This window comes from Paenibacillus sp. DP01, assembly GCF_044784315.1.
In the GTDB taxonomy this organism is placed as follows: domain Bacteria; phylum Bacillota; class Bacilli; order Paenibacillales; family Paenibacillaceae; genus Paenibacillus; species Paenibacillus polymyxa.
In genome coordinates this window covers 1986399-2000106 of the sequence record NZ_CP173059.1, presented here as the reverse complement: position 1 = coordinate 2000106, position 13708 = coordinate 1986399, and the positions used below count along the sequence as shown (strand labels likewise).

The following is a 13708-nucleotide window of genomic DNA, read 5'->3' as shown; positions in this document are numbered from 1 at the left end:
TTTGGTTTAGCACATTTTCACCTAAGTTGTGTGAACTTCTGGATCAACGTCCAATTCATAATCAATTTCATCAAAACCGAATCCAAACAATTGAAGGAAATCCAGACGATATTGCTCAAGATCACCCAGTTCGGATACGTTTTCGGTAGTGATCTCAGACCAAGCCGCTTTAACAGCTTGCTGCACATCCTCTCTCATTTCCCAGTTGTCCAGACGAATGCGTCCTTCATCGTCTGTTTCCACAGTGGACCCACTGTATAATGCCTCGAACAGACGTTGCGCCTGCTCAATACAACCCTCGTGCAGTCCCTTTTCTTTCATGACCTTAAACAGTAAGGAAATATACAGAGGCACAACAGGTATAGCCGAACTGGATTGTGTAACCAAAGCTTTATTCACTGAAACGTAGGCCTTCCCACGATAACGCTCCAGTTGCTTTGTTAACGTATGTGCTGTGGCTTCCAAATCATTTTTAGCTTGGCCAATGGTTCCTTTACGATAAATAGCCTCCGTAATCTCAGGACCAATATACGAGTAAGCCAGTGTGGTTACCCCTTCAGCCAGCAGGTCGGCTTCTTCCAACGCTTTTAACCACAGGGACCAATCCTCGCCACCCATGACCGTGATGGTGTTATCAATCTCCTCCTGCGTTGCTGGTTCAAGCGTAATTTCCGACACAACACCTGTGTTCGTATTCACCGTTTTATTCGTAAACGTCTGTCCAATGGGCTTGAGAACGGAATTAAAGGTTTCTCCCGTATCAGGATGTGTCCGTCGCGGTGAGGCGACACTATATACAATCAGGTCTACCTTGCCCAGCTTTTCTTTGACCAGCTTCAACGTCTCCTGCTTAATTTCATGGGAAAAAGCATCTCCATTAATGCTCTCCGCTATGTAGCCAGCCGCTCTGGCTGCTCTTTCAAAGGCCACTGTATTGTACCAGCCTGCCGAAGCCGTGCGCCCCTCTGAAGCAGGACGTTCAAAGGATACTCCTACGGTGTCAGCTCCCATACCGAAGCTCGCAGCAATGCGGGAAGCCAGTCCATAACCTGTGGATGCTCCGATCACAAGTACCTTTTTAGCTCCTTGTAATCCCGTGCTGTCTTTGATGTAGTCGATTTGACGATTAACGTGAGCCGCACATCCTGCAGGATGCGCAGTCGTACATATGAAACCACGAATTTTCGGTTTAATAATCATTGCAAGGGTCCCCCTACTTTGGCATTCATTTAATATTGATGGAATGGTTGTCCAGTCATAACTATATTACAAATCAGCTTGCGGCTCAACATATAACATGGTCTTGAAGGTAAACGATCAAATACTATGACACAGATATCCCCGAACTGCGACTCTACGCCAAAAAGAAAATCGCCGTAAACATCATAGTCTACAGCGCTCTTTAACTCCAATATTCATTTGGACTTATTTTCTAGCAATATCACATCTTCTCCTTTCTCTTGTCTTATTTTGATATTAGTCCTTCCCCAGGTACACATTAAATCAATAATTTCATTTGCTGTAATTCCATATTCCGTTATATAGTACTCCACTTTTGGAGGCATTTGATTATACACATGTCTGCCTATGATCCCATCCTTCTCAAGTTCACGAAGTTGCTGTATAAGAACCTTTTGAGAAATGCCTGCAATACTACGCTGTAATTCACTGGTCCTCTTTCTACCAGACATTAATAAGCATATGATTAAGGATTTCCACTTACCTCCGATGATCTCCAGTGTTGCTTCTATGCCTAAATTATATTGTTTCATACTACCACCTCTTCAAGACTAAAATAACTAAGTTTATCGGATTCATTTTATAATCACATATCTTCACTCTAAGTACCACGCACACTTTCAAGTAACTATATTACTTTATTGTGTGTATTTACATTTTTTATAGCCTACAGAATAATAATACGTATCCACAAAAAGCAAATGATGCGATGTAAGAAAGGTGATTGATGATGAAGACTCTCGTAATTTTAGCACACCCGAATATTGAAAATTCCAGAGTAAATCAAAGATGGAAACAAGAATTGCTTCGATATTCCAATGAAATTACAATTCATGAAATTTATAAAAAGTATCCCAACTGGAATATTGATGTTTTGAAAGAACAAAAGTTACTTGAAGCACACAGCAATATCATATTTCAGTTCCCTTTATACTGGTATAGTTACCCTCCTCTATTAAAAAAGTGGTTTGATGATGTTTTTGCCCATGGATGGGCTTATGGTTCAAAAGGTGATAAGTTAAAAGGAAAGAAGCTAGGGATCGCCATGTCGATTGGCGATAAAAAAGAAAACTACTTATCTACTGGTTCCGTTACATTTACGGTAGATGAAGTTATAGCCCCTTTTAAAGCAAGCGCAGTACATGTGGGCGCCGTAACATTACCCTATTTCGCTGTCTTCGGAGCCTCGTTTCAAGCAAGTGATGAAGACATTAACCAGAGTGCAAAAGATTATATTAAATATATATTCCAGCATAAATAAAATGGCTGTTTAATAGCACGCATCTTAACCATATAAAAACAGGCTCTTGGAGGCATTCAGCCAATCCAAGAACCTGTAATTGTTAGGTATAATGCGGTCGAGAGGACTCGAACCTCCACGGGGGGTTAGCCCACACGGACCTGAACCGTGCGCGTCTGCCAATTCCGCCACGACCGCATACTATGTATTGATGGCGATACTTTAATCACCGTAATTAAGATTATATCTTGAATAGAGCTTAAAAGCAAGACGATTTATATTATATTTTCTATGAATAATGCTAGTAAATACAAGAAAATCACTGGATATCACCAACCAGATATGGTAAGATGAACGCATCAGGAAAGGAGGTGCGTCAACATCAATAATTGTATGTTGAGCGTATCCCTTACCCGGTCCGTTATTCTCTAATTTACAGAGTTGACGGAGGCGCGGGATGCGGATCAAGGCTTTAATTAAGCGCCACGGGTAGAAAGACCGTCCACGGACGGTCTTTTTTATTTCAACATCATACTCTACTAGATACGATTACATATTGTGAAAAGAGGCGTTACAATGTCGATTAGACCTGCGAAAGTAGAAGAATTAAAGGAACTGGTAGCCATCTGGCTGGATGCTTCTATAGAAGCCCATCATTTTATTGCTCCGCAGTATTGGACATCTCAAGCTGCCGAGATGGAGAACAAATACCTTCCCCTCGCTCAAAACTACGTTATCATACAAGATGATCATACGATTGGCGGCTTTGTTTCCATGTTGGATGGATACTTGGCTGCTCTGTTTATACGTGTTGATTCTCAAAGAAAAGGCTATGGCAAGTTACTATTAGATGGGGTTAAGCAACAGCATGAGGAAATTCAATTAAAGGTGTATCAGTCAAACACGAAAGCATTTAACTTTTATACTAAAAGTGGATTTACCATTCAAGCAGAGTCAGTGGATGCCGAGACTGGTGAGAAGGAATTTGTGATGGTATGGACAAAACATTAACAACAATGAAGCACATCTAGCTTTTTAGAGCAAAGGCCCCGCTCCCGTACCCATACGGAACAAGCAGAGCCTTTTACTTTTATCTACTACTGTCTGGTCTCTTATTTAAGCCCATAAACCTCGGTATATAAAGTCTCTTTAAACGGAGCAAACGCCGATTCAGCCAACGCACCTGGATAGCTCATAATCTGAAGCCGCAGATCCGCCTGTCCTTCTCTTAAAGGGGGCTGTACATATTCAAAATGGTTCAGATGGAATCCCAATCGTTCGTAAAAACCGATTCTTCTCCGTGACCATTCATCCACTGGCGGCTCAACCTCCAGCACTACCGGATGATCAGACTGCGATATAAATCTACCCATAAGCTTTTGGCCTAATCCGCCACCTCGTATATGGGAATCTACCGCAATATGCTCTACAAACCGAAAATGCGCGAATTCCCAACCTGCCAAAAAAGCCACTATGTTCCCCTGCTCATTTTTTTCAGTGATAATACGATAGCTAGGATGCTTCAATAAAGCCTTTTGAGCCTCAAACGTCCTGCATTCTGATGCTGGAAAAGAAGATTCCATAATCGCATATATTTCAGAAAAATCGTGTTCATTTATCATATATTCCTAGCTCCTTTACCTCTACATCCCCCCAACGACAACAGCCTGTCTTTCATTAAGAGAAAGAGGGGGTTAGACCTTGTTTAATTCCATAAGCGTCAGCAACACGTGTTCCAACAACTCTGAAATATCCTCCATCTGATCTTCGTTAATTTGCCTGGAAAATCGGAGTTCAATCCTGTTGTGGTATGTAGACGTCTTCTCTCCGTAAATCTGACTTAACGTTTGTACTGGTCGAAGTTCGGGCTTCCAAATGTCGGTCAGTATATTTTCAATCTGGCTGCATTGTGTCACAATCTCTCGAATCTTCATATCAAAATACAGCAACAAGCTACATCCCGGAGTTTGATCTTCCATTTCCAATATTTCTGCAGCCAGGTTGTTTAAATCCATCTTTAGTTGAAGCTCTGCCGTCACACCCGGCTGTTCTCTCAGGCTGAACTGTACGCCAAATTCACGGGACATTACCGACATCTCCAACCTATCGGTCCGCTGTGTAATGTTAATACGTGAATCCAAATTATCCAGATCGTAAACCGCATTTTCCATAGCTACTTTTAAATTATCAAAAACGGTCGGGTCGAACATTTTTTTCACCTCCAATTATTGAGTATAACATAGCTTCTGTTACCCCTAAAATAGAATGCTACTTTTCATAAAAGCATATTAAGATGGAACTTTATAGTATACAGCAAGTTGGCTAATTCCTAATTGAAGTTTAGTGAATAAATTTGTAAAAACACATAATTGTGACAAGAAAATATATATTTTTGTTTATTGTTCCATTTTTATTCCAATTTATTGGAATACACTATATAATAATGGATGGTATTAGCAATATATATCATATAAATCTCAAAACAAAAGAAGGGAAGAGATTATTAAATGAAAAAGGCAATTATTTCCACACTAGGTCTTGCACTTCTATTAACTACATCTACCGCCGTTGCATCTGCTCAAGAAGCTCAAGAAGGAGCACCCGCATTACAAAAGGAATCTATCCAGCTCTTTGGAAATGGGACTGACAGAGAGCCTAATAACTGGTTTGATGAAGCTAGTGAAATACTGGTGGGAGTTGACATCTATGGGGAAATAGGCAAACACATCGATGGGGGTTATGACAATAGCGATTATTATAAGTTTAAAGCCTTTCAGTCTGGTTGGTATCAATTTAATATTCAAGGGGACATATATCCTAATACATGGCTGAGACTTGGTTTGGCTGACAGTAACGGACACTTCATTAGATATGCAAATGATCGTGAATACTCTTTAGGTAAAAATCTTGAAGCTGGCAAATGGTACTACCTGGTCGTAGAAACACCCGGTGCTGAGTTAGGACAATTATTCGACTATAAAGTTACTTCTACGATCAAGTAGATCAAAGGATAAATTGAAGTTAACAAAAAAACGCGATCCTTTTACAGGATTACATTTTCACACTTTTTAACAACTCTTGTCTTACCACAAACGCGCTATCCTCGTAGGAGAACTGCCGAATTACGCTCTTACCTTCTCCGTACTTGTGGCTCGTTTATACTTCTTCATCTTGGAAGACCATCATCTTATAACAACAATTCTATTATACTCACACATATTATTTCTTTTATGCATATCATTTATCTAGTGAATGATATGCATAAATAACCCTAAAATAAATTACTAATATACTTATGTAAATAAATATAAATCCAAAAGAGAAAGGACTCTTAATCATGAAAAAGACGTTGCTAGCTTCATTAGGTCTTACACTTATGCTGAGTACTACTGCTGGTATCGCTGCAGCCGAAGAAACAAACCCTACAGCAAACAAGCAACTAATTGCTGTTCCAACCCTTACGGGAAATGAACAGGAACCAAATGGCACCTTCGAACAAGCTAACCCCTTTTTTGTAGGTGATTCTATCATTGGGACCCTTGGTAAAGAAGGGGTTCCTGGAGTATGGGAAGCCTATGATGTATATAAATTTAAGGCTTATGAATCGCAAAAAGTTCATTTTACCATTCAGGGAGACAGATACCCTGATTCCTGGTTGCAAATGACTGTTTATAATAGTAATCGTCATAAATTGAGTCGTTCAAGAGACGATCAATATTTTTTAGATGTAGAATTTGAAAAAGGTAAGGAATACTACCTAGTCGTCGAAGCACCAGGACTTGAACCTTACACAGGCAGAACGTTCTTTTATAAAGTCTCTACTGAACCTAACTAAAATTATGTATTTACTTAGTAGTTAGAAAATCAATAAATACTAACTACAAAAGCCGTGCCCCTATTTCAGGGACGCGGCTTCTTGTGTTAAGTCACTTCACATTATTTATTCCTTACGACAAACGCGAGCTAAAGTCCTCGTAGGAGAACTGACGGATTACCTTGATGCCTTCTTCGTCATTGTAGCTGGCGATGGCTGGCAGGTTGACTCCGTTAAACATGTGGTTTTTGACCATCGTGTAATGGGCCATGTCGCAGAATACAAGTTTGTCTCCTGGCTTCAATGGTTCTTTAAAGGAATAGTCACCAATGACATCGCCGGCCAAGCAAGTAAGTCCACCGAGTCTGTAGGTATGTGCATATTCACCAGGCTTGCCTGCGCCAATGATGTTCGGGCGGTAAGGCATAGCCAGTACATCAGGCATATGACATTCAGCCGAAGTATCCAGAATGGCAATGTCCATTCCGTTCTTCATTGTATCCAATACAGTCGCAACCAGATATCCGGTGTTCAAGGCGATGGCTTCGCCTGGCTCAAGATAAACTTGCACACCGTATTTATCCTGAAAGTATTGAATACAACGTACCAGCGTGTCCAGGTCATAGTCTTCTCTGGTAATATGGTGACCGCCGCCGAAATTGAGCCATTTCATTTGCTTAATGTATGGCCCAAATTTCTCATCCACGACTTTAATGGTACGCTCCAGCGTATCTGAATTCTGTTCACACATCGTATGAAAATGAATACCGTCCACGCCATCCAGATCCTCAGGTCTAAAGTTAGCCAGAGTCACACCCATTCTGGAGTTGTTGTAGCAAGGATCATACAGCGGCGTTTCGATTTCCGAATATTCTGGATTTACTCGAATGCCGATGTCGATTTTTTTGGAAGTTACGCCTTGCACTCTGCTTTTGAAGCGTTTCAGTTGATCAAAGGAGTTGAAAACAATATGGTCAACATACTCCAATAGCTCATCAAATTCACTGTCAACATAAGCAGGTGCGTATACGTGAACCTCCTTGTCCATTTTCTCGCGACCGAGTCTTGCCTCGAACAACGAGCTGGAGGTTACGCCTTTTAAGTATTTGCCAACCAGAGGAAAGGTCGAAAACATCGAAAAACCCTTAAGAGCGAGCAGAATACTGCAACCTGTCCGCTCTTGTACAGAATTCAAAACCTCAAGGTTTTTGACAAGAAGTCTTTCGTCAACAAGATAACAAGGTGATGGGAGTCCGGTAATATCAATATTCATCGCAGACCTCAATCAAGCAACGTTGGCGTAAAGTTCTCTTGCCATGGCAATCCGTGTTTATTTAGTGCTTCCATGAATGGATCTGGATCGAATTCCTCAACGTTGTAAACGCCTGGTTTTTTCCAGAGGCCTTTGATGATAAGCATTGCACCGATCATAGCCGGAACACCTGTTGTGTAAGAAATGGCTTGGGAGCCAACCTCTGCATAACATTCTTCATGATCACAAACGTTGTAAACATAATAGGTTTTTGGCTTTCCATCTTTCACGCCTTGGATGATGCAGCCAATGTTTGTTTTGCCTTTTGTTCTTGGTCCCAGAGAAGCCGGGTCCGGTAAAATAGCTTTCAGGAATTGCAGTGGAATGATTTGTTGCCCTTCATAATCAATAGGCTCGATCGAAGTCATGCCCACGTTTTGAAGTACGTTCAAATGATTCAGATAATTATCCGAGAACGTCATCCAGAAGCGGATTTTTTTCACGCCTTTAATATTCACTGCAAGAGATTCCAGTTCTTCATGGTACAAAAGATATATATTTTTCGGTCCAATTTCAGGCAGGTCGTATACCTTTTTCTCAGAAAGTGGCTCAGTTTCAATCCATTCTCCGTTTTCAAAGTAACGGCCTTTCGCTGTAATTTCACGAATATTGATTTCCGGATTAAAATTAGTTGCAAAAGGATATCCGTGGTCCCCTGCATTCGCATCCACAATATCAATCGTATGAATTTCATCAAAATAGTGCTTTTGAGCATAAGCCGTAAATACTCCAGTCACGCCTGGATCAAAACCGCTGCCCAGCAGAGCTGTAATTCCTGCTTTTTCGAATCTTTCTTTGTAGGCCCATTGCCAGCTGTATTCAAACTTCGGCGTATCCGGCGGTTCATAGTTCGCCGTATCAACGTAATGAACACCTGTCTCAAGGCAAGCATCCATTATCGTCAAATCCTGATAAGGGAGAGCCACATTGATAACTACATCCGGTTGAAAGCTTCGAATCAAGTCAATGACCATGTCGGTGTTGTCAGCATCAAGCTGAGCCGTTTGGATCTTCGTACGACCTCCACCCAGCTTCTCTTTAAGCGCATCGCATTTCTCAACAGTTCTGCTTGCGATACAAATTTCTTCAAATACATCTGGGTTTTGGCAACATTTATGCACCACAACGCTGGCCACGCCACCGGCGCCAATAATCAATGCTTTTCCCAAAATAAATAACCTCCTTATTCCATACGCTAATCGCTATTCATTCTTGCAAACAAAATGATTATAAAGACATCCCACCAAATAATCAAGAAAAACGACAATTTGCTGTGTCAAAATTCACAGGAGCATGTCACAAAAATTTTACAAACCCCAAAATTAGGCATAAATTCTCCGTAAAGCGAGCAAAAAGCAGACATTTCTCCATACATTACAGGGAAGCCAGCACACCTTTAACGGAAGTTTTCTTGAATATGATGCTCATAACCTTTAAAAAAATTATATTATCTTATTTTTTAACAAAAGACTACCCCTCCGCGTCCTATGAAGAAGATTCATGAGGCGGTAGAAAAATGGGCTGATAGCGTAATGCTTCATCTACAATCTCTGCCGCACTCAAATCACGGTCATCCCAGTAGATCAAATTACTAATCCCCGGATGAGGTGTATTTTGCATGACTACGGTCAGCATGCTGTCGAGTTCCTCCTCTGTTCCCTCGCCTCTGATGATTTTTTCCACCAACTGTATAAGCTCACTTCGGCTTAAACTTTGGGGGTTCAATGGATCTCGATCCAGACTCATACAATCGCCCTCCTAGGTATTGAATAGTCGGCACAGTGCAAGGCCTTATGCTTCTACTGTAAGCGTTATATGGCCTATTGTGGAGCTTTAAGAAGTGTCATAATAAATAAAGCCGCCCCCGGTGTGGGAACGGCTCTATATCATAATAAAGCAAATTAAACCATGATTTTGCAAATATCGTTCGTGAATTCAACCGGATCTTGCAGCGGCAAGCCCTCGATCAGCAAAGCCTGATTATACAGCAATGCCGTGTAGAGGTTCACTTTCTCCTTATCCTCGGCAAAGGCTTCTTTCAAAGAGTTGAACACCGCATGGTTCACGTTGATTTCCAGCACTTTATTCGCTTTGACATCGGCGTTATTCGGCATGGCGTTCAAAATTTTCTCCATCTCAATAGTCACTTCGCCGTCAGCGGACAGACATACCGGATGTGTCTTCAAGCGCTTGGAGGCTTTAACACTGGATACTTTGCCTTCCAGCAAGCCCTTCATGTACTCGAACAACTCCTTGTTGTCGTTTTGTTCCGCTTCAGTTTCTTTCTCATTTTCGTCAGACTCAATGCCCAGATCGCCACTCGATACGGATTTGAATTCTTTCTCTTTATAGCTTAAGAGCATTTTAATAGCGAACTCATCAATATCATCAGTGAAGTACAAAATTTCGTAGCCTTTATCGGCCACCAATTCGGTCTGCGGTAGCTTTTCAATACGCTCATTGGACTCCCCGGAAGCATAATAAATATACTTTTGATCCTCTGGCATACGAGATACATATTCGTCCAAAGTAACCTGCTTTTTCTCTGTAGAAGAGTAGAACATAAGCAGATCCTGAAGGGTTTCTTTATGTCTGCCGTAATCGTTGTAGACACCAAATTTCAATTGTCTTCCAAATGATTTGTAGAATTGATCATATTTCTCCCGATCATTTTTGAGCAGAGTCAACAGCTGGCCTTTAATTTTGCTTTCAATATTTTTGGCAATCAGCTTCAACTGACGATCATGCTGCAGCATTTCTCTCGAAATGTTGAGTGACAGGCTTTCGGAGTCAACCATACCTTTTACAAAGCTAAAATAATCCGGCAGCAGGTCAGGAGATTTTTCCATGATCAGCACACCGTTAGCATACAACTCCAACCCTTTTTCATATTCCTTAGAGTAAAAATCAAACGGAATATTCTCAGGAATAAACAAAATCGCTTGGTACACTACCGCGCCGTCCGCGCTGACATGGATATGCTGGAGCGGCTTGTCGTAGCCATAGCGTTTTTCCGCGTAGAAATTTTGATAATCCTCGTCGGTTAGCTCGCTTTTATTTTTTCTCCAGATGGGCACCATGCTGTTAATACGCTGTTCTTCTTTGTAATCCTCAAACTCGTTATCGCTTCCTTCTTTCAGACGCTTGCCTGTAACATCCATTTTAATCGGGTAGCGGATAAAGTCGGAGTATTTTTTAATAAGCGCTTTTAAACGGTACTCGTCCAAATATTCGTCGTAGGACTCATCCTCGGTGTTTTCCTTGATTTTCAGAACAATCTCGGTTCCGACCTCGTCCTTCTCAGCCACCTCAATGGTATAACCGTCAGCACCTGTAGATTCCCATTTATAAGCAGTATCGCTTCCCAAAGCCTTGGTCGTTACTGTAACTACATCTGCTACCATGAAAGCTGAATAGAAGCCGACGCCGAATTGACCGATAATGTCATGACCATCCTTGGACTCATTTTCATTTTTGAATGCCAGTGAGCCACTTTTAGCAATGACGCCCAGGTTATTTTCCAGTTCTTCCTTGGTCATCCCAATCCCGGTATCACGCAGAGTTAGCGTTCTATGATCCTTATCGGCAATTACTTTAATATAATAATTCTCTTTGTCAAAGACTAATTGATCGTCTGTCAGTGCTTTGTAATAGATTTTGTCAATCGCATCACTTGCGTTGGAGATCAGCTCTCTTAGGAAAATTTCCTTTTGAGTGTAAATCGAGTTAATCATCATTTCGAGCAGACGCTTGGACTCAGCCTGAAACTGTTTTTTCTCCATTCGAATATCTCCTTTCAAATATAAACCTATGTAAGGCCAGCGGATAAGAGCTATGCAAACGATTCAGCTTTGTTAGCACTCCCATCATTCGAGTGCTAGCCTACCTTTTTTATAACATTCCTCATTTTTTATGTCAATATCTTGGTTAATCTGCACAGTAAAATTCCATTTCAGGGAATCGTTAGTGCCCGATTTGCTTAAACATAACGTTAAACATTTCGACAGTGGATGGAAACAGCCCCTGCACATGGGGAAGCAGGTTACTCCTAATCTGTAGCTCATCCTCATCCAAATGCCGGAGATCCTCGTGAAAGAACCAGACAATAGGATAATCGCCGTCCTTATGTCTGCTGCCTACATTTAAACATACAGGGCCTTGATCGTCTTCTGCAATGGCAAATGGAATATAGCCTGCTGACAGCAAAGGTGACCATTGATCGATCAAATCATAAAATGCCTTTAAGCCTTGACCTGCTGGCAGACGTGGAAACTCTACAAACGTACAATCGCTCCAGTATACTCCCGGAATAGATTCATTATCGAATTGTAAAGATACATAATGGTAGGACATGATAAAATTCCTCAGCAGAGGCGGCAGTTCAAAATGGTATTTTTCTTCCATCTCCCGAACTTCCTGTTCTGTAATCTGTGAAGGAAGGGGCTTCCACTTGATCCATCCCTCCTCATCGACGTTCCCATCACGCATTTCGAACGGTACATTTTCTTCCACATCCATAAAAAAGGCTTCATCCATCTGTGCAAATAACTCCTTCATGGATGTGCGAATATCCGCTTTCTTGTCCATGTCCTCACACCTCTTTCCTTTTTATTCGCATTTTGCATCATAGATGTATGCCTCATGCGTCTCTATATGAGAATAGCATTGCAATCATATGCCACTATACTTTTTATGTTCAGCTTATCAGAACTTGCTTTTTTCACCATTTGCGGAATATTAGTATTACCAGCGCAATGGCTCATAGTTACGCCAGAGCAACCAACGCTCTATCTCGTGAATTGGAGCAGTGCCAATGGTATATTCATCCTTGGTACCATGCTGCAAATCAATCAAATGAAGCATACCGCCATACGTTCCAACCGCCAACATGCCTTCATCAGATGTAACTGCCAGTCCAGATATCGTACTTCCGACAAAATAGCGCCAAAGTTCACGTCCCTCTCGATCCATAAGACGGAGATATCCGTAGGCATCACCTAGAATAGCTCCTTGCGTCAGCGCTACTGCAGCGTATACTCGCATTTCTTCATTTATTATCGGCCATTCTTCCGTATTCTGAGCAAGTCCCTGCTCCACTTCGGCAATCGGCACCTGAATGGTGACACCGTTGTAGAAATGACAGGCATTGTACCAGACATCCAGACCATCTTTGGAAAATAGAGCATAATGCGGATAGCTGGAGCCTGGCTCCAATGTATGCACCGTCTTATCCGTTAAGTCCATGAGCAAATGCTCACTCATCTGGCTGCCATAAGCGATCCAGCGTCCATCCTTCGACACAGCTCCATGCGCCATATCCACAATCGTGTCTTCCAGCCCCAATTCTCTTCGTTCAGACGCCTTGGGATGAATCAAATCCACCTGATCACCAGCCAGCAAATAAACACCGTAACCGCAAACCAGCAACAGGCGCTGTCCATCGCCAAACGGAATCACTTCATCTAATATATCCTCAGGGTGTTCCTCATCCGCCAAGCATTCCAAGTCAGGAATAGATGCTTTTAAGCGGACACGTATATCCTTCCACTGAAAAAACGCTGTCTCTTCCCCTTGTAAATTTCGATCCGGTTGTCGAACAATCCGAATCCCATTCCCATCCACCAACGCAAAATAACTCCCGTCCGGCGAACAACCTACGCGATGCAGTCCGAGAATTTGCCTAATTCCATCTTTTCCCGCCAGATAGATCTTGCCGCGTTCCCGAGGGTTGCCTGCATGTAGAATAACTTCATTGCTCCCATTCATAAATGCCATCGGTCTAACGGCTTGCAAGGCCTCTTCAAACGCTGGTGTAAGCGGCCAGGATGCAGCCGGAATTTCCCGATGTAACCGCTCTGTTTCCCCTGCCTGATTCGCTTCCTGAATCATACGAAAAATATCTTTGGCCAGCTTAGAGCGTTCGTCCTGCATTGGCTCTAGCTGCTCCTGCTGCCACTGGCTTTCCATACCGATTCTGACAAATTCGTTCACATCTGCGGCATACCTTTTCCCTTCCTGTCGCCACTGTGCTGCCAATTCATGATTCAACCAGCTCATTCTGCTCCCCCATCCCAGTCGTCTATGTATCCCCGGTTTGTTCTAC

At 42.1% G+C, this 13708-nt stretch carries 14 protein-coding genes and 1 tRNA gene; 4 read left to right on the top strand and 11 right to left on the bottom strand.

The window, feature by feature from the left end; translation table 11 throughout:
* Positions 1-21: 21 nt before the first annotated feature.
* The gene (gene fabV / locus ACH59B_RS08965; RefSeq protein ID WP_102997811.1) at positions 22-1200 is read right to left on the bottom strand and encodes an enoyl-ACP reductase FabV; all 1179 of its coding nucleotides are present in this window, start codon (positions 1198-1200) and stop codon (positions 22-24) included.
* Positions 1201-1415: 215 nt separating this feature from the next.
* Positions 1416-1772 carry a helix-turn-helix domain-containing protein gene (locus ACH59B_RS08960; protein ID WP_017425873.1) on the bottom strand — a complete coding sequence of 119 codons (357 nt, stop codon included), beginning with the start codon at positions 1770-1772 and terminating at the stop codon, positions 1416-1418.
* Positions 1773-1969: 197 nt separating this feature from the next.
* On the opposite strand from ACH59B_RS08960, the gene ACH59B_RS08955 reads away from it, so the two are divergent.
* Positions 1970-2500 carry an NAD(P)H-dependent oxidoreductase gene (locus ACH59B_RS08955; protein ID WP_102997810.1) on the top strand — a complete coding sequence of 177 codons (531 nt, stop codon included), beginning with the start codon at positions 1970-1972 and terminating at the stop codon, positions 2498-2500.
* A gap of 92 nt (positions 2501-2592) precedes the next feature.
* On the opposite strand, the gene ACH59B_RS08950 is transcribed toward ACH59B_RS08955, so the two are convergent.
* Positions 2593-2677 (bottom strand) — tRNA-Leu (locus tag ACH59B_RS08950).
* 378 nt (positions 2678-3055) lie between these two features.
* Here ACH59B_RS08950 and ACH59B_RS08945 point away from each other — a divergent pair.
* On the top strand, positions 3056-3490 hold the full coding sequence (locus ACH59B_RS08945; protein WP_102997809.1) for an N-acetyltransferase: 435 nt from the start codon (positions 3056-3058) through the stop codon (positions 3488-3490).
* A gap of 101 nt (positions 3491-3591) precedes the next feature.
* Here ACH59B_RS08945 and ACH59B_RS08940 read toward each other — a convergent pair whose 3' ends face one another.
* Positions 3592-4101, bottom strand: coding sequence for a GNAT family N-acetyltransferase (locus tag ACH59B_RS08940; RefSeq protein WP_102997808.1), 510 nt, complete (start codon positions 4099-4101; stop codon positions 3592-3594).
* A gap of 72 nt (positions 4102-4173) precedes the next feature.
* Positions 4174-4689 (bottom strand): hypothetical protein, encoded by a 516-nt coding sequence (locus ACH59B_RS08935; protein ID WP_102997807.1) that lies wholly within the window; start codon positions 4687-4689, stop codon positions 4174-4176.
* Positions 4690-4986: 297 nt separating this feature from the next.
* On the opposite strand from ACH59B_RS08935, the gene ACH59B_RS08930 reads away from it, so the two are divergent.
* Together ACH59B_RS08930 and ACH59B_RS08925 are read left to right on the top strand one after the other, a co-directional pair.
* A complete protein-coding gene (locus ACH59B_RS08930; protein ID WP_016819679.1) occupies positions 4987-5481 on the top strand; it encodes a hypothetical protein in 495 nt (164 codons plus the stop codon).
* 335 nt (positions 5482-5816) lie between these two features.
* A complete protein-coding gene (locus ACH59B_RS08925; protein WP_045243917.1) occupies positions 5817-6314 on the top strand; it encodes a hypothetical protein in 498 nt (165 codons plus the stop codon).
* A 112-nt stretch (positions 6315-6426) separates the two neighbouring features.
* Here the strand turns inward: ACH59B_RS08925 and nspC are convergent, their stop codons facing one another.
* The 6 genes from nspC to ACH59B_RS08895 all read right to left on the bottom strand — a co-directional run bounded on the left by nspC (position 6427) and on the right by ACH59B_RS08895 (position 13662).
* Positions 6427-7566: a carboxynorspermidine decarboxylase gene (gene nspC, locus ACH59B_RS08920; protein WP_016819677.1), complete on the bottom strand. Its 1140-nt coding sequence runs from the start codon at positions 7564-7566 to the stop codon at positions 6427-6429.
* Positions 7567-7574: 8 nt separating this feature from the next.
* Positions 7575-8774, bottom strand: a complete 1200-nt coding sequence (locus tag ACH59B_RS08915; protein WP_016819676.1) for a saccharopine dehydrogenase family protein — start codon at positions 8772-8774, stop codon at positions 7575-7577.
* Between the two features lie 316 nt (positions 8775-9090).
* Entirely contained in the window at positions 9091-9351 is a 261-nt protein-coding gene (locus tag ACH59B_RS08910; protein ID WP_016819675.1) for a bacteriocin immunity protein, read from the bottom strand.
* A gap of 155 nt (positions 9352-9506) precedes the next feature.
* Positions 9507-11387, bottom strand: coding sequence for a molecular chaperone HtpG (gene htpG / locus ACH59B_RS08905; RefSeq protein ID WP_017425881.1), 1881 nt, complete (start codon positions 11385-11387; stop codon positions 9507-9509).
* Between the two features lie 181 nt (positions 11388-11568).
* Positions 11569-12192 (bottom strand): SMI1/KNR4 family protein, encoded by a 624-nt coding sequence (locus tag ACH59B_RS08900; protein WP_045243918.1) that lies wholly within the window; start codon positions 12190-12192, stop codon positions 11569-11571.
* A 156-nt stretch (positions 12193-12348) separates the two neighbouring features.
* A complete protein-coding gene (locus ACH59B_RS08895) occupies positions 12349-13662 on the bottom strand; it encodes a PQQ-binding-like beta-propeller repeat protein (RefSeq protein WP_102997804.1) in 1314 nt (437 codons plus the stop codon).
* Positions 13663-13708 lie beyond the last annotated feature (46 nt).

Bases quoted from the DNA above. Each gene is read 5' to 3' on its own strand.
- htpG (WP_017425881.1), bottom strand. From the start codon at position 11,387: ATGGAGAAAAAACAGTTTCAGGCTGAGTCCAAGCGTCTGCTCGAAATG.
- nspC (WP_016819677.1), bottom strand. From the start codon at position 7,566: ATGAATATTGATATTACCGGACTCCCATCACCTTGTTATCTTGTTGAC.
- ACH59B_RS08895 (WP_102997804.1), bottom strand. From the start codon at position 13,662: ATGAGCTGGTTGAATCATGAATTGGCAGCACAGTGGCGACAGGAAGGG.
- ACH59B_RS08925 (WP_045243917.1), top strand. From the start codon at position 5,817: ATGAAAAAGACGTTGCTAGCTTCATTAGGTCTTACACTTATGCTGAGT.
- ACH59B_RS08945 (WP_102997809.1), top strand. From the start codon at position 3,056: ATGTCGATTAGACCTGCGAAAGTAGAAGAATTAAAGGAACTGGTAGCC.
- ACH59B_RS08960 (WP_017425873.1), bottom strand. From the start codon at position 1,772: ATGAAACAATATAATTTAGGCATAGAAGCAACACTGGAGATCATCGGA.
- ACH59B_RS08900 (WP_045243918.1), bottom strand. From the start codon at position 12,192: ATGGACAAGAAAGCGGATATTCGCACATCCATGAAGGAGTTATTTGCA.
- ACH59B_RS08930 (WP_016819679.1), top strand. From the start codon at position 4,987: ATGAAAAAGGCAATTATTTCCACACTAGGTCTTGCACTTCTATTAACT.
- ACH59B_RS08955 (WP_102997810.1), top strand. From the start codon at position 1,970: ATGAAGACTCTCGTAATTTTAGCACACCCGAATATTGAAAATTCCAGA.
- ACH59B_RS08910 (WP_016819675.1), bottom strand. From the start codon at position 9,351: ATGAGTCTGGATCGAGATCCATTGAACCCCCAAAGTTTAAGCCGAAGT.
- ACH59B_RS08940 (WP_102997808.1), bottom strand. From the start codon at position 4,101: ATGATAAATGAACACGATTTTTCTGAAATATATGCGATTATGGAATCT.
- ACH59B_RS08935 (WP_102997807.1), bottom strand. From the start codon at position 4,689: ATGTTCGACCCGACCGTTTTTGATAATTTAAAAGTAGCTATGGAAAAT.
- fabV (WP_102997811.1), bottom strand. From the start codon at position 1,200: ATGATTATTAAACCGAAAATTCGTGGTTTCATATGTACGACTGCGCAT.